The sequence below is a fragment of the Nocardioides currus genome, from assembly GCF_003057875.1.
GTDB classification, from domain to species: Bacteria; Actinomycetota; Actinomycetes; order Propionibacteriales; family Nocardioidaceae; genus Nocardioides; species Nocardioides currus.
On sequence record NZ_PYXZ01000008.1, the window covers coordinates 140668 to 159914 of the forward strand.

19 protein-coding genes are annotated in these 19247 nt (G+C 72.1%); 10 read left to right on the plus strand and 9 right to left on the minus strand.

Annotation, left to right across the window (positions count from 1 at the left end):
• Window positions 1-56: 56 nt before the first annotated feature.
• From C7S10_RS17335 to C7S10_RS17355, 5 genes are read left to right on the plus strand one after another with little or no spacing between them, the layout of a single operon-like run.
• Entirely contained in the window at window positions 57-1130 is a 1074-nt protein-coding gene (locus tag C7S10_RS17335; protein ID WP_108345693.1) for an alkene reductase, read from the plus strand.
• Window positions 1130-2155: an NADPH:quinone reductase gene (locus tag C7S10_RS17340; RefSeq protein ID WP_108345694.1), complete on the plus strand. Its 1026-nt coding sequence runs from the start codon at window positions 1130-1132 to the stop codon at window positions 2153-2155. Before C7S10_RS17335 ends, C7S10_RS17340 begins: the two co-directional genes overlap by 1 nt.
• Window positions 2156-2164: 9 nt before the next feature.
• On the plus strand, window positions 2165-3496 hold the full coding sequence (locus tag C7S10_RS17345) for a M20/M25/M40 family metallo-hydrolase (RefSeq protein ID WP_108345695.1): 1332 nt from the start codon (window positions 2165-2167) through the stop codon (window positions 3494-3496).
• Window positions 3493-4926, plus strand: coding sequence for an MFS transporter (locus C7S10_RS17350; protein ID WP_108345696.1), 1434 nt, complete (start codon window positions 3493-3495; stop codon window positions 4924-4926). Before C7S10_RS17345 ends, C7S10_RS17350 begins: the two co-directional genes overlap by 4 nt.
• Window positions 4927-4949: 23 nt before the next feature.
• Window positions 4950-5726 carry an isocitrate lyase/PEP mutase family protein gene (locus C7S10_RS17355; protein WP_108345697.1) on the plus strand — a complete coding sequence of 259 codons (777 nt, stop codon included), beginning with the start codon at window positions 4950-4952 and terminating at the stop codon, window positions 5724-5726.
• 108 nt (window positions 5727-5834) lie between these two features.
• On the opposite strand, the gene C7S10_RS17360 is transcribed toward C7S10_RS17355, so the two are convergent.
• The gene (locus C7S10_RS17360; protein ID WP_108345698.1) at window positions 5835-6497 is read right to left on the minus strand and encodes an MOSC domain-containing protein; all 663 of its coding nucleotides are present in this window, start codon (window positions 6495-6497) and stop codon (window positions 5835-5837) included.
• Window positions 6498-6554: 57 nt separating this feature from the next.
• Between C7S10_RS17360 and C7S10_RS17365 the strand changes: the two genes are divergently transcribed.
• Window positions 6555-7112, plus strand: a complete 558-nt coding sequence (locus C7S10_RS17365) for a DnaJ family domain-containing protein (RefSeq protein ID WP_108345699.1) — start codon at window positions 6555-6557, stop codon at window positions 7110-7112.
• 4 nt (window positions 7113-7116) lie between these two features.
• Here the strand turns inward: C7S10_RS17365 and C7S10_RS17370 are convergent, their stop codons facing one another.
• Complete coding sequence (locus tag C7S10_RS17370; protein WP_108345700.1) at window positions 7117-7437, minus strand: hypothetical protein; 321 nt, start codon at window positions 7435-7437, stop codon at window positions 7117-7119.
• 132 nt (window positions 7438-7569) lie between these two features.
• Between C7S10_RS17370 and C7S10_RS17375 the strand changes: the two genes are divergently transcribed.
• Genes C7S10_RS17375 through C7S10_RS17385 form a run of 3 tightly spaced genes read left to right on the plus strand, consistent with a single transcriptional unit; the run spans window position 7570 to window position 10790 of the window.
• Entirely contained in the window at window positions 7570-8649 is a 1080-nt protein-coding gene (locus C7S10_RS17375; protein ID WP_108345701.1) for an HpcH/HpaI aldolase/citrate lyase family protein, read from the plus strand.
• Window positions 8646-9512, plus strand: coding sequence for an HpcH/HpaI aldolase/citrate lyase family protein (locus tag C7S10_RS17380; RefSeq protein WP_108345702.1), 867 nt, complete (start codon window positions 8646-8648; stop codon window positions 9510-9512). Before C7S10_RS17375 ends, C7S10_RS17380 begins: the two co-directional genes overlap by 4 nt.
• Before the next feature lie 21 nt (window positions 9513-9533).
• Entirely contained in the window at window positions 9534-10790 is a 1257-nt protein-coding gene (locus C7S10_RS17385; protein ID WP_108345703.1) for a phosphotransferase family protein, read from the plus strand.
• Here the strand turns inward: C7S10_RS17385 and C7S10_RS17390 are convergent.
• The 7 genes from C7S10_RS17390 to zwf form a co-directional block, all read right to left on the minus strand.
• On the minus strand, window positions 10777-11664 hold the full coding sequence (locus tag C7S10_RS17390; protein WP_243395449.1) for an ROK family protein: 888 nt from the start codon (window positions 11662-11664) through the stop codon (window positions 10777-10779). The genes C7S10_RS17385 and C7S10_RS17390 overlap by 14 nt on opposite strands.
• Complete coding sequence (locus tag C7S10_RS17395; RefSeq protein ID WP_108345704.1) at window positions 11661-13037, minus strand: glycoside hydrolase family 3 protein; 1377 nt, start codon at window positions 13035-13037, stop codon at window positions 11661-11663. The genes C7S10_RS17390 and C7S10_RS17395 overlap by 4 nt, the downstream gene beginning before the upstream one ends.
• Window positions 13034-13873, minus strand: a complete 840-nt coding sequence (locus C7S10_RS17400) for a carbohydrate ABC transporter permease (RefSeq protein ID WP_108345705.1) — start codon at window positions 13871-13873, stop codon at window positions 13034-13036. Before C7S10_RS17400 ends, C7S10_RS17395 begins: the two co-directional genes overlap by 4 nt.
• Complete coding sequence (locus C7S10_RS17405; protein WP_207769438.1) at window positions 13870-14820, minus strand: carbohydrate ABC transporter permease; 951 nt, start codon at window positions 14818-14820, stop codon at window positions 13870-13872. Before C7S10_RS17405 ends, C7S10_RS17400 begins: the two co-directional genes overlap by 4 nt.
• 100 nt (window positions 14821-14920) lie before the next feature.
• Window positions 14921-16210 (minus strand): extracellular solute-binding protein, encoded by a 1290-nt coding sequence (locus C7S10_RS17410; RefSeq protein WP_207769439.1) that lies wholly within the window; start codon window positions 16208-16210, stop codon window positions 14921-14923.
• 37 nt (window positions 16211-16247) lie between these two features.
• Complete coding sequence (locus tag C7S10_RS17415; protein ID WP_108345707.1) at window positions 16248-17381, minus strand: ROK family transcriptional regulator; 1134 nt, start codon at window positions 17379-17381, stop codon at window positions 16248-16250.
• A gap of 68 nt (window positions 17382-17449) precedes the next feature.
• Window positions 17450-18946: a glucose-6-phosphate dehydrogenase gene (gene zwf / locus C7S10_RS17420; protein ID WP_423802721.1), complete on the minus strand. Its 1497-nt coding sequence runs from the start codon at window positions 18944-18946 to the stop codon at window positions 17450-17452.
• A 130-nt stretch (window positions 18947-19076) separates the two neighbouring features.
• Between zwf and C7S10_RS22335 the strand changes: the two genes are divergently transcribed.
• Window positions 19077-19220 (plus strand): hypothetical protein, encoded by a 144-nt coding sequence (locus C7S10_RS22335; protein WP_165807207.1) that lies wholly within the window; start codon window positions 19077-19079, stop codon window positions 19218-19220.
• The last annotated feature ends 27 nt before the right edge of the window (window positions 19221-19247 follow it).

Here is a 19247-nt window from a genome sequence, read left to right on the forward strand (position 1 = left end):
GCCGCCTCCTTGCACCTGGTGAAGGAATCAACCAAGTCGTCGAGGAGAGGACACCCGTGTCCAAGGCATTCGAACCGATCACCGTGGGCAGCTGGACGCTGCCCCAGCGCTTCGTGATGGCGCCCCTGACCCGCAACCGCGCGAAGGGCACCGTCCCCGGCGAGCTCAACGCGGAGTACTACGGCCAGCGCGCCGGGGCCGGACTGATCATCACCGAGGGCTCCCAGCCCAGCGCGGTCGGCCAGGGCTACCTCGACACCCCCGGCTTCCACACCCCCGAGCAGCTCGCCGGCTGGAGCAAGGTCGCCGAGGCCGTGCACGCCGACGGCGGGCACGTGGTCGCCCAGCTGATGCACGTCGGACGGGTCGCCCACCCCGACAACAAGGGCGGGCTCGAGTCCGTCGCGCCGAGCGCGCTGCCCGCCGACGGGAAGATGGTGACCGCCGAGGGCCAGGTCGACATGCCGACCCCGCGCGCCCTCGAGACGGACGAGATCCCCGGTGTGGTCCAGGAGTTCGTGACCGCCGCCCGCAACGCGGTCGACGCCGGTCTCGACGGGGTCGAGGTGCACGCCGCCAACGGCTACCTGATCCACCAGTTCCTCGGGCAGTCCTCCAACACCCGCACCGACGCGTACGGCGGGTCGCCGGCCGCTCACGCCCGCTTCGCCGTCGAGGTGACCCGGGCCGTGGCCGCGGAGATCGGCGCCGACCGCGTCGGCATCCGCATCTCGCCGGCCCACAACATCCAGGGTGTGCTGGAGGAGGACGAGGCGTTCACGACGGCGACCTACGAGGCGCTGCTCGACGGCATCAAGGACCTCGGGCTGGCCTACCTCAGCATCCTCGCCGACCCGCGCAGCCCGCTGGTCGCCGACCTCCGAGCCCGCTTCGGCGGCCCGGTCATGCTCAACTCCGGCTTCGGCTCGGTCACCGACCTCGAGGCCGTCGAGACGATCCTCGCCGACGACCTGGGCGACCTCGTCGCCGTCGGTCGCGAGTTCCTGGCCAACCCCGACCTCGCGCGACGCTGGCGCACCGGGGCGGAGCTCAACGAGCCGGACCAGGACACCTTCTACGGCGGTGGCGCCGAGGGCTACACCGACTACCCGACGCTCGAGGCCAGCTGATGCGCGCCGTCGTCTACACGGAGAGCGGCGACGCCTCCGTCCTCGACGTCGTCGAGCGCGAGGTGGCCGAGCCCCGCCCCGGTGAGGTGCGGGTGCGCATCGTCCGCGCCGGGGTCAACCCCACCGACTGGAAGTTCCGCGCCGGCGGCATGGGCGAGCTGGCCTTCCCCGAGATCGTGCCGGGCCAGGACGGCGCCGGCGTCGTGGACGCGGTCGGCGAGGGCGTCGACACGTTCGCCGTCGGCGACCGGGTCTGGACGATGCTCGCGCAGCACACCCGTCCCGGGGGTACGGCGCAGGAGCTGGTCGTGCTCCCCGTCGCCAACCTGACCCCGCTGCCCGACGGCGCGAGCTTCGACGTCGGCGCCTCGCTCGGGGTGCCGGCCGTGACCGCCCACCGCGCCCTGACCACCTCCGAGGACGGGCCCGACCGGCTCGCCCCCGGAGCGATGGCCGGGCTCACCGTGCTCGTCGCGGGTGGCGCCGGTGCCGTCGGCAACGCCGCGATCCAGCTCGCGCGCTGGGCCGGCGCCACGGTCATCACGACGATCAGCAGCGACGACAAGGCTGTCCTCGCCACGGCGGCGGGCGCCCAGCACGTCGTCAACTACCACGACGGCGACACGGTGGAGGCGATCCGGGCGGTGGCCCCGGACGGCGTCGACATCGTCGTCGAGGTGGCCCCGGCGCAGAACCTGCGCCTCGACGTGCAGGTCATCAAGCCGCGCGGCACCATCGCGATCTACGCCAACAACGGCGGCGACGACGTGGCCCTGAGCGTGCGGGAGACGTTCTCCACCAACGCGCGCTTCCAGTGGGTGCTGCTCTACACCGTCGGCGACGCCGCACTGCGGGCCGCGGCCGAGGACATCACCGCCGCCCTGGTCGACGGCGCGTTCGGCGTCGGCGAGGAGCACGGGCTCCCCCTCCACCACTACCCGCTGACCGAGACCGCACTGGCCCACGCCGCGGTCGAGGACGGCGCGGTGGGCAAGGTGCTGCTCGAGGTGACCGACGCCGACTAGGTTCGGCGCATGGCTCAACCACGCGACCGGGTCGTCGACAAGCTCCAGGCCCTGGTCCGGATCCCGACCGTCTCCGACCGGGATCCGGACCGTGTCGACGCCGCCGTCTTCGACCGGCTGCTCGACGAGCTCCGGGCGCAGTTCCCCCGACTGCACGAGTCCCTGGAGCTGACCCGCGTGGGCACCCACGGGCTCCTGTTCCGATGGGCCGGCACCGGCGACGAGCGTCCGGTCGTGCTGATGGCGCACCTCGACGTGGTGCCGGTCGACGAGAGCGCACCGTGGCAGCACCCGCCCTTCGGCGGCGAGATCCACGGCGGCTCGATCTGGGGCCGCGGCACCCTCGACGACAAGGGCTGCGTCGTGGCGATCTGCGAGGCGGTCGAGCTGCTGCTGGAGGCCGGCGCGACCCCCGCCCAGGACGTCTGGCTGTCCTTCGGCTGCGACGAGGAGGTCAGCGGCACGGCGGCGGTCGCGGCCGTCGAGGAGCTGCGCACGCGCGGCGTCACCCCGTGGTTCGTGCTCGACGAGGGCGGGGCGATCGCCCACCAGGCGTTCCCCGGCGTCGAGCCGCCGCTCGGCGTCATCGGGGTGACCGAGAAGGGCACCACGAGCGTCGAGCTGGTCGCCGAGGGCCGGGGCGGGCACGCGTCCACCCCGGCACGCAACGGACCGACGGCGCGGATCGCCCGGGCGATCCTGCGGATCGAGAAGAGCCCCTTCCCCGCGTCCGCCCCCGAACCGACGCTGGAGCTGCTGCGGCGGCTGGCGCCGTACCTCCCTGCGCCCGTGCGGCCCGTCGCCCGCAACGCCGACCGGATCACGCCGCTGGTCACCAAGGCACTGTTGGCCGCCGGCCCGGAAGCCGCCGCGATGACCCGCACCACCGTCGCCGCGACGACGCTGTCGGGCAGCCCCGCCCTCAACGTGATCGCGAGCAGCGCCCGCGCCGGGCTGAACATCCGGATCATGGTCGGGGACACCGTGGCCGGCGTGCTCGACCACCTGCGCCGGGCGATCCGGGACGACGACATCCGCATCGAGGTCGTCGAGCAGGGCGAGCCGTCGCCGGTCTCGCCGATGGACGAGGCGTTCCGACTGCTGGAGCAGACGATCCTGTCGGTCTTTCCCGACGCGGTGCCCACTCCCTACGTCATGATGGCCGCCACCGACTCGCGCCACTTCACGCAGATCAGCGAGCGGGTCTACCGCTTCGCCCCCTTCCGGATGACCAAGGCCCAGCGCGAGGCCATCCACTCCTACGACGAACACCTCGGGATCCGTGACCTCATCGACGGGGTCGCCTGGTATCGCACCCTGATCGAGAGGCTCCCGAGATGACGACCACCACCCCCGAGCGGCCCGGGGTCGGCACCCACCTGTTCCGGATCGTCGGCTTCCTCGTCTGCGTCGAGATCGCCAGCGGGATCCTGCAGGGCTACTACACGCCGATCTTCAGCGACATCGCCGACCACCTCGACATCGCGGACGCCGACGTCAACTGGTTCGAGGCGGCGCAGCTGATCGTCAGCGCCCTGTGCGTGCCGCTGCTCGCCCGCCTCGGCGACCTGATCGGGCACCGCAACGTGCTGCTGATCTCAACGGCGATCACCGCGCTCGGGTCGTGGATCCTGGCGTTCGCCCCGTCGTTCACGACCTTCCTGATCGGCTGGGCGATCCAGGGGGCCTACGTCGTGTGGCTGCCGCTCGAGGTCGCGATCATCCATCGGCGTACGGCGGACACCGGGCGCCAGGGCCTCCTCACGCGCCGCGCGGCGGCGATCCTGGTCGGCGCGCTCGAGCTGGCGGTCATCATCGGCGCGCTCACGTCCGGCGCCCTGGTCGAGTCGACGTCGATGACGGTGCTGCTCAGCCTGCCGGCCATCGCCGTGACGGTCTGCTTCGTGGTGATCTGGTTCGGCATCGAGGACCTGCCCGGGCGGTCCGAGGGCGGCATCGACTGGATCGGCTTCACCCTCATCACCGGCGCCCTCGGGGTGCTGATGGCCGGGCTGATCGTGGTCCGCCTCGAGGGCCCCGGCTCGATCCTCGCCTGGCTGCTGGTCGTCGGCGGTCTGGTGCTCGTCGTGCCGTTCGTGCGAGCGGAGCGGCGGATCGCCGAGCCGCTGATCGACGTCGACCTGATCGCCACCCGCGCCCAGTGGCCGGTGCAGCTGACCGCATTCCTCTTCGGCATGTCCGTGCTGGGCGCGCAGATCCCGCTGTCGACCTTCGCCCGCACCGATCCCGACACGGTCGGCTACGGCCTCGGCGCCGACGCCGGGTTCGTCTCCACCCTGATCGGCGTCTACGTCGTCAGCCTCGCGATCGGCGCCTTCACGCTCCCGCTGACCTCACGCACCCTCACCGCCCGTGGCGCCCTGATCGCGAGCTCGGTGCTCGTCGCGATCGGCTACGCGCTGTGGATCCCGTTCCACGACACGACCACCCAGGCGCTCATCAACATGGGCGTCGCCGGCATCGGGTCGGGTGCGCTCGTCGCGGCGCTGCCCGCGGCCGCCGCGGCCGCCGCGCCGCCCGACCGCACCGGCTTCGCGACCGGCATGACCAACGCGACCAAGACCGTGGGCGGGGCGATCGCCTCCTCGATCTTCGCGATCGCGCTCGCCTCCACCGGCTCCCTCGGCGACCCGACCGAGGGGCACGCCCCGCTCAGCGGCTACCTCACGGTCTGGGCGGTCTGCTCGGTCGCGGCGCTGTGCGCGGCGGTGGCCCTCCTCGCCGTACCCAAGACTGCTTTCGGCGATTGACCCCGGCTGCTTGGATGGCAGGCATGACCACCTCCAGCAAGGCCACCGACCTCCTCGCGCTCCACCACGCTCCCGAGCTCCTCACCGTCGTCAACGTCTGGGACGCGATCAGCGCCAAGGTCGTCAGCGACACCGAGGGCACCAAGGCACTGGCCACCGCCAGCCACTCGATCGCCGCGACCCTGGGCTACCCCGACGGCGAGGTCATCCCCGTCGAGGAGATGATCGACATGTGCCGGCGCATCGTCGAGCACACGTCGCTGCCGGTCAGCGCCGACCTCGAGGGCGGGTACGGCGACGCCGCCGACACCGTCCGCCGCGCGATCGGCGTCGGGGTGGTCGGCTGCAACCTGGAGGACCAGATGAAGCCGCTCGCCGAGGCGGCCAAGCAGGTGGAGTCCGTGATGGCCGCGGCCGCCGCGGAGGGCGTGCCCGACTTCGTCCTCAACGCCCGCACCGACGCCTTCCACCTCGGCCGTGAGCGCGACCGGGGCGAGGTGCTCGCCGACGCGGTCGAGCGCGGCAAGGCGTTCCTCGACGCCGGCGCGCCGGTCGTCTTCGTGCCGGCGATCCTCACCGAGGAGGAGATCGTGACGCTGGTCGAGGCCTACGGCCCGCAGCGGCTGACCACCATCGCCATCCCCGGCACCCCGTCGCTCGCGCGGCAGCAGGAGCTCGGCGTCGCGCGGGTGTCCCACGGTCCGCTCTCGCAGAACGTCGCCCTGACGGCGCTGCAGGAGCTGGTCGAGGAGGTCCAGCGCGGCGGCGGCGTGCCGAAGACGATGCGGATCCTGAACTGACGGCCAGCCGGATCAGATCGTCGCGGTCTGCGCAACGTCCGACGATGCGGTCGCCCACACCGCCGCATCGTCGGACGTCCCGCGTGACGTCCGACGAAGTGGTCGCGCCTACCCCCGCCGCGCCAGCGCGCGCATGAAGTGGCCGCGGCTCTCGTCGTCGAGGTCGTCGTGGGTGAGCGCCGAGCGCATCTCGTCGAGGTCGCCCATCCACGCGGCCAGGAGCGAGGGGACCAGCAGGCCCGAACCGGAGCGGGCGACGGCGATCGCGTCGCCGGGGCGGATCACCCCGGGCTCGACGACGGCGAGGTAGGTCCCGGCCCGACCCCGGGCGGCGAAGCGCCGGACCCAGCCCCGCTCACCCATCCGCGCGGCGAAGTTGGCGCACGGGACCCGGGGAGCGCTGACGCGCAGCACCGCACTCCCGACGGTCCAGACATCGCCGTACGTCGAGGCGTCGACGTCGAGGCCGGTGGTGGTGATGTTCTCGCCGAACATCCCGTCGGGCAGGTCCCGGTCGAGCTCGCGCCCCCAGTGGTCGAGCTCCTCGCGGGCCACGGCGTAGACCGCCTGGTCGGCACCGCCGTGGTGGCGGCCGCTGCCGATGAAGTCGCCGGCCACGCCCGAGACCCCCGACCCGTCGGCGGCGCGTCGCTTGGGACCGGGGTCGGCGACCTCGATCTGCGGCACCGGCACCTTGATGATGCCCGTGGGGGTCGGCTTGGCCGAGCGCGGGGACGGCGAGCCGACGTTGACGGAGAGCACGGAGGACATGTCACGAGCCTAGGGACGCCGGGCAGGCTTGAGCCCGCGATTTATGGTGGAAGGGTCATGAGCACGGACGAGCCACGCGACACCAGCCACCACGAGAAGGCGCGCGACGCGCGCACCGGCCAGTCGGCGTCCGCTGCGCGCATCAGGTTCCAGTCGCAGTGGGTCGAGGAGCAGCTGCGCATCGCGCAGGAGCGCGGCGACTTCGACGACCTGCCCGGAGCGGGCAAGCCGATCGAGGGTCTCGGCGGAGAGCACGACCCCGACTGGTGGCTCAAGAAGCTCGTCGAGCGCGAGCAGATCAGTGTCCTGCCGCCGGCGCTCGCGATCCGCAAGGAGGACGCGGAGCTGGCGCAGACGCTGGACCGGCTCCCCACCGAGCGCGAGGTGCGGCGCGAGGTCGAGGAGTTCAACGCGCGCGTGCGGCGTGCCCGCATGCAGCTCCAGGGCGGACCCCCGGTCATCACGCCAGAACGCGACCCCGAGGACGAGGTCGCGCTCTGGCACGAACGGCGAGAGACCAGACGGGCCGCCCAGCGCGCTGCGCTGCAGGAGCAGCAGGACGCGCAGCCGCGGCGCTGGTGGTTGCGCCGGTCGCGCCGGTCGAGGCGCAGCTAGTGGGTCAGCTGCCCGACATGCAGGCGACCATGTCCTCGGAGCCGAGGTCGGACAGCGCCTTGGTGTCGGCGTCGGACGGCTCGTAGTCCTCGTCCTTCTCGACCATCGCGTTGAGCGCCTCGTCGGACAGGTCGGAGTCGTGGAAGGCCTTGGCGACACACTCCGCCTGGTCCTTCGGCAGGCTGAAGTCCTCGCCGCCGATCTCGCCCCCCTCGGTCAGCACGTCGGTGAGCTCGTCGACGGAGGGACGGCCCCCGCCGTCCCCGCCGCAGCCGGCGAGAAGAACTACCGTGGCCGCGACAGCGAGCCCCAGCTTCCTGGTCATGTGTGTCCCCCAGACGGATCGGGCCGGGTTGCTCCCGGCCTCCCGGGGGAAACCTAGCGGAGCCCCGAGACCGCTGTCTCGCGTGGGATCGGTCATATCGAGGACCGGTCGACGGCGGGTAGGTTCCGGCCCATGCGATCAAGCAAGGACTTCTTCCGCCCCCTCGCCGTGGGCGCGCCACAGCCAGTCACGGAGATCCCCGCCCGGCCCAGCCGGGCGATCCACTTCTTCGACCCGTCCAACGAGAAGATGGCCGCCAAGGTCCCCCAGATGGTCGGCTCCGTCGACGTGCTGCTCGGCAACCTCGAGGACGCCGTCAAGGCCGACAACAAGGAGGCCGCGCGCGCCGGCCTGGTGCGGATCGCGAAGGAGACCGCCGAACTCGGAGGGCAGAGCGGTCCGACGCAGCTGTGGACCCGGATCAACGCGCTCGACAGCCCGTGGGTGCTCGACGACCTGACGACGCTCGTCACCGAGATCGGGGACAAGCTCGACGTCATCATGGTGCCCAAGGTGCAGGGCGCCGAGGACATCCACTACGTCGACCGGCTCCTGGCGCAGCTCGAGGCGCGTGCCGGCCTCGAGCGACCGATCCTCGTGCACGCGATCCTCGAGACCGCGCGCGGCGTGGCCAACATCGAGGAGATCTGCGGCGCCTCGCCGCGCATGCAGGGCCTCTCGCTCGGCCCGGCCGACCTCGCGGCCGACCGCCGGATGAAGACCACCCGCGTGGGGGGCGGCCACCCGGGTTACCTCGTGCGGTCGGACCCCGACCCCGACCAGCCCGACGCGCACCGCACGACCTACCAGCAGGACCTGTGGCACTACACGATCGCCCGCATGGTCGACGCCTGCGCGATGCACGGGATCTACCCCTACTACGGCCCGTTCGGCGACATCGCCGACGTGGTCGCGTGCGAGGACCAGTTCCGCAACGCCTTCCTGCTCGGCTGCGTCGGCACCTGGAGCCTGCACCCCAAGCAGATCGAGATCGCCAACCGCGTCTTCGCCCCCAGCGCCGACGACATCCGCCACGCGCGCCGCGTGGTCGCCGCCATGGGTGACGGCACCGGTGCCGTGATGCTCGACGGCAAGATGGAGGACGACGCGTCCCTCAAGCAGTGCCTGGTGATGGTCGAGCTCGCCGAGCAGCTGGCCGCGATCGACCCGAAGCTGAAGGCGGCCTACGACGCCGTGGAGGTGTCGGCATGAGCGAGGACTTCCGGCCGCGCCGCTCGGTGCTCTACATGCCGAGCTCCAATGCCAAGGCGCTGGAGAAGGCGAAGACCCTCCCGGTCGACGCGATCATCTTCGACCTCGAGGACGCCGTCGCCCCCGACGCGAAGGCCGAGGCCCGCGAGGCTGCGGCGGCAGCGGTCCGCTCCGGGGAGTACGGCGGTCGCGAGCTCACGATCCGCGTCAACGGCGCCGGCACCGAGTGGCACGAGGCCGACCTGGCTGCCGCCGCGGCGGCCGGCCCCGACGCCGTCGTCGTGCCCAAGGTCGGTTCCGCCGCCCAGGTCCGCGACCTCGCCGACGCGCTCGCAGCAGCGGGGGCGCCCGAGCACACGAAGCTCTGGGCCATGGTCGAGACGCCGGAGGCGATCTTCGACGCGCGCGAGCTCGCCGCCGCCTCCGAGCGGCTGACCGTGCTCGTGCTCGGCACCAACGACCTCGTCAAGGAGCTCTACGCCGAGCACGTCCCCGGCCGGGCGCCGATCCTGCCCTCCCTGCACACCGTCGTCCTGGCCGCCCGGGCGGCCGGCATCTCGGTGGTCGACGGCGTCTACAACGACGTCAAGGACCTCGACGGCTTCCTCGCCGAGTGCGAGCAGGGCCGCCAGATGGGCTTCGACGGCAAGACCCTGATCCACCCCGGCCAGGTCGAGGGCGCCAACACCGCGTTCGCGCCGAGCGAGAAGGCCGTCGAGGACGCCCGCGGCATCCTCGCCGCGTGGGACGCCCGCACCACGGGTGTCGTCACCTACAACGGGCGGATGGTGGAGAACCTCCACGTCGAGTCGGCCCAGCGCACGCTGGCGATCCACGACGCAATCGGTTCGCTCCGGGCCTGAGGAAGTGGGACGCTCGGTCGCATGACCGAGGTCCACCACGTCGCGCTCCTCCACGACGGCGGGGTCCTCGTCGACGAGACGGGAGCCCTGCCGTCGTTCGTGCACCAGGACGACTCGCCCGGGTCGAGCCTCGCGGTCTCGCTGCGGCTCGTGGGCGCCGACGTGCTGGTGTCCCCGACGGCCAGGCTCGACGACGGCGGACGGGTGCAGCTCGTCGGCGTGCGTCACGGCGACCCGGCCGGCACCTTCGTCACCCCCGACCGGCTCGCCGACCCGGCCCTCGCCGCGGTGGTCGCGACCGCCGTCACCGAGCTCGACCCGGCACGCACCCCACCCGGCCGGCCCGCGTGGTTCCGCCCCGGGTGGTTCGACGAGGTCGAGGCGTGGATCGACTCCGTGCTGGAGGGGTCGGGGCGGCGGCGTACGCACCCCATCGAGGCCGTCAAGATGTGGAGCATCTCGGCCGTGGCCCGCGTGCGCACCGACGCCGGTGACCTGTGGCTGAAGGCGCCGTGCGAGCACTTCCGGGCCGAGGCGAGGGTCCACCCGACCGTCGCCCGCCTCTTCCCCGACCTGGTGCCGTCCCTGGTCGCGGTCGAGGAGGAGCAGGGCTGGCTGCTGATGGAGCCGCTGGTCGGCGCCGAGGACGAGGACCGCGCGGACGGTGCCGGGCTCGAGGTCGCGACCGTGTGGGCGCGCACCCAGGTCGACGCGGTCGCCCACGTGGACGAGCTGGTCGCCGGCGGCTGCCGGGTCCGCGGCGTCGAGGAGACCCTGGCTGCGTTCCACGACCTGCTCGACCACAGCACCGAGCTGCCGCTGCTCACGCCCGAGGAGCTCGAGACGGTCCGGACCTCCGGCGTCGACGCGGTGGTGCGCGAGTTCTGGGCGGCCGGGATCCCCGACACGCTCTCCCACGGCGACCTGCACCTCGGCAACGTCGCGTGGGACGGCACCTCGCTGCGCATCTTCGACTGGACCGACGGCTGCGTCTCCCACCCGTTCCTCGACGCCTCCCACCTCGCCCACTTCACCCGGTCGCGGCCCGGGGACCAGGGGCTCGAGGCGACGTACGCCGAGCAGTGGCGTGCTGCCTACCCCGACGCCGACGTCGACCGCGTGCTCGAGCTCGCGCCGTTCGTCGACCTGGTGTTCCAGGCGGTCACCTTCGACGACATCGCCAGCACGACCGAACCGATGTCGCGCTGGGAGCTCGGCGGCGTCGTGGCGGACCTGCTGAGGACGCTCTCGACGCACGAGGCGCTCAGGAGCGACTAGCCCCGAGCATCGCCGCTCCGACGGCGGCGAAGGGTCCGGAGGGCACGCGCTCGAGGCGGTCCGCGAGGTGGAGGGTCGCGAGGAACGGCGACCGCGACGCCCGCCGGTCGAGCGCCTCCTCCACGGCGTGCAGCAGGGCGTCACCGGCCTCGACCACGCCGCCGCCGAGGACGATCACCTCGGGGTCGACGCCGAGCGCGACGGCGGTGACGGCCTGGGCGAGTCCGTCGGCGAACTGGTTCCACACGGTCGCGGCGTGCGCATCGCCGTCCAGCGCGGCCTTTCGCAACCTGCCCACCCGCGCGGACTCGCCGCCGGGCCACATGCGGGCGAGGGCCGACCCGGAGGCGATCGTCTCCAGGCAGCCGCGCTGGCCGCAGCCGCAGAGCACGCCGGCCGGGTCGACCGAGACGTGGCCGATCTCCCCGGCCACCCCGCTGGCCCCGCGGCGGAGGCGTCCGTCCACCACGATCCCGGCGGCGAGGCCGGTGCCGATCCCGAGGTAGGCCAGGTCGGTGGACCCGGTGAGCGCGGCGACGCCGAGCGCGGCGACGTTGACGTCGTTCTCGACCACGACCCGGCGCCCGACCACCTCGGCGAGTCGGGCGGCGAGGGCGAGGGGCACGCCGTCGATGTCCAGGTTGACGGCGTGCGAGACCTCGCCGCTGTCGGGGTCGACCATGCCGGGGACACCGATGCCGACCATCGAGGCGGGGCCGACCGAGCCGCTCAGCTCGTCCACCACCCGCGCGGCCGTGCGCAGCACGCCGTCGGGTCCGGCCTGGGTGGGGAAGCGCACCTGCGCCACGACCGAGCCGTCGCCGCCGAGGGCGACCCCGAGCGCCTTGGTCGCGCCGATGTCGATGCCGATCACGGGTGCCACCCTTGCGCACGCAGCACGTCCTCCACCACGGCGTACGACGGCTGGGACCCGCCGTGCGTCACGATCCGCGGCACGGCGAGCGGGAGCTCCCCCGGCCAGCCGTAGTCGACGAGAACCACGGTTCCGCGGGCGGCGAGGTCGGCGAGCAGCGCGAGCGTCGCGGGGTGCCGATGGGCGTCGCGGGCCTGCACGACGACAGGACCGCCGAACACCGACCCGGCCTCGACCACGGGGGCGTCGAGCCCCCAGGGCACCGCCCCGACCGCGATGTTGGGCTCGGTCTCGACGCGCACCAGCTGGGCGCCGGTCAGGTCGGGCAGGTCGCCGTCGAAACGCAGCGCGGCGCGGGCGCCGGCGAGCTGGCCGTCGAGGTCGTACGCCGCTGGGCGCCCGGCTCCGCGGGGCAGCTTCTCGATCCGGCGGGCCGCGTCGGCCAGCCGTTCCTCGGTGAGTCGCCCGTCGGCCACGGCGGTGACGATCGCGGCCTGGACGTCCCGCACGAGGCCGGACTCCTTGTCCGGCCCGATGCAGAGCAGGTCGGCGCCGGCGGCCAGCGACAGCACGGCGGCCTCGGGGATGCCGCGACCCTCGCTCGCGCCGGCCATGTCGAGCGCGTCGGACACGATCACGCCGTCGAACCCGAGCGTGCGCAGGGTCCCGAGCACCGCCGGGCTCAGGGTCGCCGGCAGCTGGTCGTCGAGCGCTGTCACCACGATGTGCGAGGTCATCACCGCCGCTGCGCCCGCCTCGACGGCCGCCCGGAACGGCACCAGCTCCCGCGACTCGAGGACGTCGGTCGTGACCGGGAGCAGCGGCAGCGCGAGGTGGCTGTCGGTGGCGGTGTCGCCGTGGCCCGGGAAGTGCTTGAGGCACGCCGCCACACCCGCCGACTGGAGGCCCTCGACCCAGGCGACGACGTGGCGCGCGACGTGGGCGGGGTCGGAGCCGAAGCTGCGGGTGCCGATCACGGGGTTGTCGGGGTTGCTGTTGACGTCGGCGACGGGGCCGAGGTCGAGGTCGACGCCGCAGTCCGCGAGCGCCGTACCGATCATGGCGCCGGTGGCGCGGGTGAGGTCGAGGTCGTCGGCGGCCCCCAGCGCCGCCGCACCGAGGTGGGGACTGCCACTCGCGTAGTGCAGTCGCGTGACGTCGCCGCCCTCCTCGTCGGTCGCGATCACGGCGGACGGCGCCACCGCCCGGATCGCGTCCGTCAGGCCTTTCACATCGCCGGTGGTGTTGCTGCCGAAGAGGCAGATGCCTCCGAGGCCCTCCTCGAGCAGGCGCGCCCAGTCGTCGGGCAGCGACGTGCCGGCGAAGGACGCCAGCTGGACGGCGAGCGCGAGCCGCTCGACCTCGGCGCTCATCCCTTCACCGCACCCGAGGTCATGCCGGCGACCATCCGGCTCTGCACGAGCAGGAAGAAGATGATGACCGGGACCGCGATCAGCGTCGAGCCGGCCATCACCGCGCCCCAGTCGGTGCCGCGGTTGACGTCGCTGAAGGTGCTCAGCCACACCGGCAGCGTGCGCTTCTCGGCGTTGGTCATCACGACCAGCGCGAGGGTGAACTCGTTCCAGGCCTGGATGAACGCGAAGACGCCGGTGGCCACCAGGCCCGGGGCGAGCAGCGGGAAGGTGATCCGGAAGAAGGCGCCGACCCGCGTGCACCCGTCGACCATCGCGGCCTCCTCGAGATCGACCGGCAGTCCGGCGACGAAGCCGCGCAGGGTCCAGATCGTGAAGGGCAGCACCGCAGCGACGTACAGCCCGCTCAGGCCGATCACGGTGTTGGTCAGCTCGAGCGTGTCGAGCATCTTGTACTGGGAGATGAACAGGCCCTCGGCCGGGATCATCTGCACGACCAGCAGCGTCACCACGAACGAGCGGCGGCCGCGGAAGCGGAAGCGGGAGACGGCCAGCGCGGCCAGGAACGCGAACAGCAGCGCGACCACGACCGTGCCGACGGTGACCATCAGGCTGATGCCGAGGGCGTTGACGAACCCGTCGTCGGCGAAGAGCCGTCGGTAGTTGTCGAGCCCGCCGCCCAACGGCAGCCAGGTCGGGTCGGGCGAGCGGATCTCGCGGCGGGTCAGGAAGGACGTGTTGACCATCCAGTAGACCGGGAAGACGCAGGCCACGAAGACCAGGACGCCGACGAGGTCGACGACGACGCGGGTGCGAAGGGGGACGGTGAGACTCATGCGTCGACGTCCTTCACCATCTTGGCGACGTAGGGCCAGGTCAGCACGACGGTCAGCGCGAGCATGAAGACCGCGACCGCGGAGGCGACGCCGAAGTTCCCCTCGCCGATGCCCGAGCGGTAGATGTAGGTGCCGAGCAGGTTGGTCTCCCGGGTCACGCCGCCGGCGTTCTGGAGCACGTAGATCTGGGTGAAGACGCGCAGGTCCCAGATGACCTGCAGCAGCCCGACGATCAGCAGGATCGGTCGCGTCAGCGGCAGGATCACGTGCCGGAGCCGCTGGACCGGGCCGGCGCCGTCGACCTCGGCGGCCTCGATGATCTCCGCCGGCAGCTGGATCAGCCCGGCGTAGACGGTGAAGGCGACGAACGGGACGCTCATCCACACCACGACGACGGCGGCGACGAAGAAGAACGAGAGCGGCTCGATCAGCCAGGAGTGGCCCTCGTAGTCGAGGCCGCCCCGGGCGAGGAGCCAGTTGACGACGCCGTACTGCGAGTCGAAGAGCCACTGCCAGACCGTCAGGGCGGCGAGCACCGGCATCGCCCAGGCCAGCAGGAGGCCGGTCTGCACGAGGAGTCGCACCGGCTTGGACATCAGCCGCATGGCGAGCGCGAGCAGCGTCCCGATGACCATCGTGGTGGCGGCGCACACGAGGCAGAAGACGACCGAGCGCAGGACGAGCAGCCACAGGTAGCGGTCGCCGAGGATCTCGGCGTAGTTGTCGAGGCCGACCCACTCGGCCGGCCGCCCGAACTGCTGGGCGAGGCCGTAGCCCTGGAGGGACAGCACGACCTGACGCACCAGCGGGTAGCCGAGGCCGGCGCACAGCGCGAGCAGCGCGGGCAGCAGGAGCGTGTAGGGCAGGACCGACCTGCGCGTCCGCGGCGGTGGCGGCGTCGGGCTGGCGGACCGGGTCGGCGTGGTGCGGACCATGGTCGTGGACATCGTTCACCTCCTCGGGTGCGCGGGCGGACGGTCGGGCGTGCTGGGCCCGCGCGGCCGGGACGGGTGGGTCCCGACCGCGCAGGCAGTGCGGCGTACGCCGCTAGTTCAGCTGCTCCTCCATGGCCTTGTCAGCCCCGGCGGCCAGGTCGGCGATGTCGCCGCCGTTGGCGATGCCGACGAACAGGTCCTCGAGGATGCGGGCGCCCTCGACGCTGGCCCAGCCGGCGGCGGCCGGGGTGAGCTTGGCGTTGCTGGCGGCCGCGATCGTGGCCTGGGCGAACTCGTCGTCGCCCAGCTCACTGGCCAGGGACACCTTGGCCGGGGTGAGGCCGTTGGCCGCGAGGATCGACTGGTAGTCGTCGCTGAGCATGATGGCGACGGCCTTCTTGGCGAGGTCCTGGTCGGGCGACTGGGCCGCGACCGCGATGTTGGACCCGCCGAGCAGCACCGGCGCCGGGCTGCCGTCGTTGCCGGGGAGGGCGAAGACGCCGACCTTGTCCATCATGTCGGGGCAGCCCGCGTCGGCGTCGGCGAGCACGCCGCCCATCCAGCCGGGAGCCGACATCATGGCCATCTCGTTGTTGCAGAAGGGCACCTGCGGGTCGGTCTCGTTGCCGTCCTTGGCCGCACCGGAGGCCTGCTCGAAGAGGGTCTGCACCGTGGCGAGGCCCTCCTGTGACTCGGGCGAGGCGAGGGCGCCGGTCCAGGTGCCGCCGTCCTCGGTCGCGAGGTCGCCACCGTCGTTCCAGACGAAGGACACGGCGTTGCGCCAGTCCTGGCCGGGGAGCCAGAAGCCGGAGAAGTTGGCCGGCTGCGGGTTGTCCTTCTTCAGCTTGATCGCGGCGTCGACGAACTCCTGCGTCGTCGTGGGCACGTCGATCTTGGACTTCTTGAACAGGTCCTTGCGGTAGAAGACGTACTTCGACCCGGCGTAGTAGGGCACGGCGTAGGTCTTGCCGTCGGCGGTGCCGGCGTCGACGAAGCCGGGCAGCAGGTCGTCCCCGCCGAGGTCCGCCAGCTGGTCGCTCAGGTCGGTGAAGGCGCCCGCGGTGGTGAAGGTCGCGGCCTGGGTGTTGCCGACCTCGACGACGTCCGGCGTCTCGGACTCGCTGGAGAGCGCGGTCGTCAGGCGCTCGACGAGGCCCTCCCACTGCTGCTCCTCGATGGTGAGGGTGGCGCCGGGGTTCTCGTCCTCGAAGGTCGTCTTGAGGTAGTCGCGAGCCTCCTGCGGGGTGTCGGCACCGTTGAGCCACACCCGGATCTCCGAGGAGCTCGAGCCGGACTCGCTGGCGCCGTCGTCGCCGTCGTCTCCTGAGCCACAGGCGCCGAGCGCCAGGGCCATGGACAACGCCGTCGTCAGGGCGAGAGCGTGCTTGGTCGTCGTACGCACCAGTCGTTCCTTTCATGGGTGGAACCGGCGACGGGCGTCACGAGACGCCCAGCTCTCCGGCCAGGACAAGGCCGGCGGCGCCGACCAGGACTACGTCGTCCCCGAGGTTCGACGTACGCACCGTGAGGCTGTCGGAGGTGACGGCCATGACGCGGCGACGCAGGGTGGTGGTGACGGCGTCGCGCAGCGCGCCGTCCAGCAGGTCTAGCGGTCCGGTGAGCACGAGCTCGTGCACGTTGAGCGCTCCGACGATCGGGGCCAGCACCTCGCCCAGCCGGGCTCCGGTGGCGGCGAGGAGGGCGGTCTCGTCGTCCGCCGCGGCCAACCTGGCCCGCAGGCGGGGTACGGCGAGGAGGGTCTCGAGGCAGCCGGTCCGACCGCACGCACAGGGCTCGCCGTCGTCCTCGGCGGTGACGTGGCCGATCTCGCCGGCCGCGGCGGCGTGGCCGTGGAGCAGGACGCCCTCGAGGATCAGGCCGGCGCCGACACCGAAGCCGACCCGGAGGACGAGCAGCCCGCCCTCGGCAGCCCCGCCGTAGGTGTGCTCGGCGAGGGCGGCGACGTTGGCGTCGTTGGCGACGTGCACCGGGAGGCCGGTCGCGGCCGCGACCTCACCCGCCAGGTCGGTGCCGTGCCACCCGAGGTTGGGGGCGTCGAGGACGGTGCCGCGGTCGTCGACGATGCCGGGCGAGCCGATCCCGATGCCCAGCACCGGGCGGCCGCTGCGCTCGACGAGGGTCCGGGCCAGCTCGACGGCGAGGGCGACGGCGTCGGTGCCACGGGCGCCGCCCGACGACACCTCGGCACGGTCCACGACGGCGCCGGCGAGATTCATCACCGCGCCCTGCATGGTGTCGACCGAGGAGAGGTCGAGGCTCACGACGTGCGAGCTGTCGACGACCATCCCGACGAGCGTCGGCGGCTTCCCGACCCGCGCCTCGGCCGGGGCGCCGAGCTCCTCGACCAGGCCGTCGGCGAGCATCTCCCCGACCAGGTCGGAGACCGTGACCCGGGTCAGGCCGCTGGTGCGCGCCAGGTCCGCCCGGCTGGCGGCGCCCGTGCGGAACAGGTGCTGCAGCAGGAGGGTGCGGTGGTGACGGCGAGCGTCCTCCTGGCGCACCTTGCCCTGCGGGCGCAGGCTCTTGCCGACGCGAACGGTGGTCTGAGTCACATTTGTTAGTTCATCGCACTAACAAACTCCCTGTCAAGGGGACAACGGCAAACTCGTGGATCCGCCGGTCACTTCTTCGCCCGCCACACCCGCTCGAACGGCAGTCGCCAGGCGTGGGGAGCGATGAGCTGGTGGATGGCATTGGGTCCCCAGGTGCCCGGCGCGTAGGGCTTCACCGGCGGCGGGTTGTCGAGCAGGCCGGCCGAACGGTCCCACAGCGACTCGATGCCCTCGGCGGTCGTGAACAGCGTGTGGTCGCCGCGCATCGCGTCGAGGATCAGCCGCTCGTAGGCCTCGAGCACGTCACCGGCCGACTCGGTCTCCCCCGTGGAGAACTGCATCGACAGCTTCTGCAGGCGCATCCCGGGGCCTGGGCGCTTGCCGTAGAACGACAGCGACACCTTCGACTCGTCGGCCAGGTCGAAGGTCAGGTGGTCGGGGCCGGCCGAGCCGACGCCGCTGTTCTGCGGGAACATCGAGCGCGGCGCCTCGCGGAACGCGATGGAGATGATCCGCTTGCCCTCGGCGAGCTCCTTGCCCGTCCGCAGGTAGAACGGCACCCCGGCCCAGCGCCAGTTGTCGAGGTGGCAGGCCAGCGCGATGAAGGTCTCGGTGTCGGAGTCGGAGGCGACGCCGGGCAGCTCGGTGTAGCCGGTGAACTGCCCGCGCACGACGTTCTTGGTCTCGATGGGCAGCAGGGAGCGGAACACCTTGTTCTTCTCTTCCGAGATGGCCCGCGGCTCCAGGGCCGTCGGCGGCTCCATCGCCACGAACGCGAGCACCTGGAACAGGTGAGTGACGACCATGTCCTTGTAGGCACCGGTCGACTCGTAGAAGTTCGCCCGCTGGTCGAGGCCGAGCGTCTCGGGGATGTCGATCTGGATGTGGTCGATGAAGTTGCGGTTCCAGATCGGCTCGAAGAGCCCGTTGGCGAAGCGGAACGCCAGGATGTTCTGCGCGGCCTCCTTGCCGAGGAAGTGGTCGATCCGGAAGACCTGCGACTCCTTGAACGTCTCGTGCACCCGGGCGTTGAGGCTGATCGCGCTCTCCAGGTCGGTGCCGAACGGCTTCTCCATCACGATCCGCGACCGCTTGACGAGGTCGGCGTCGCGGAGCATCTCGATCACCGGCAGCGCCGCCTTCGGCGGCACGGACAGGTAGTGCAGGCGGCGTACGTCGCTGCCGAGCTGTCGCTCCGCCTGGCCCACGGCCGCCGCGAGCGCCGCGGGGCCGGCCGACTGCGGGACGTAGACCAGGTTGTCGTCGAACTGGTTCCACTGCTCGGCGGTGAGCTTGTGGACGCCGAACTCCTCGATCGCGGTCCGGGCGAACTCGCGGAACTCGACGTCGCCCATCTCCTCCAGCGAGGTGCCGACGATGCGGATGTCGGGCGCCAGCTCGGAGACGCTGAGGTGGGCCATGCCCGGCAGCAGCTTGCGCCGGGCGAGGTCGCCGGTGGCCCCGAAGAGCACGATGACGTGGGGATCGATCCGCTCCTGCTGGTAGCGGGAGGACACCCGCGCCTCGGCCGGGTAGGAGATGGTCTGGGGCTGGGACGGCGGCAGCTCGCTCACGCCTCGATAGTGGCACCGCCTCCCGAGGGTCACCACCCCTGTGGAGGTGGACAACCGTGTCCACGATCGGGCAACGTAGGGACGCGCTCCACCACGGAGCGGACAAAAAGGAGGCACCACCATGGTCATTCTTGGCCTGATTCTTCTCATCATCGGCCTGGTCATCTCGAACTCGCTGCTGACCACCATCGGCGCGATCCTGCTGATCGTCGGACTGATCCTGAACTTCGTGCCGATCGGCGGCAGCAGCCGCAGGGTCTTCTAGCGCACGCCACCCCTGCACCGCGTGGCC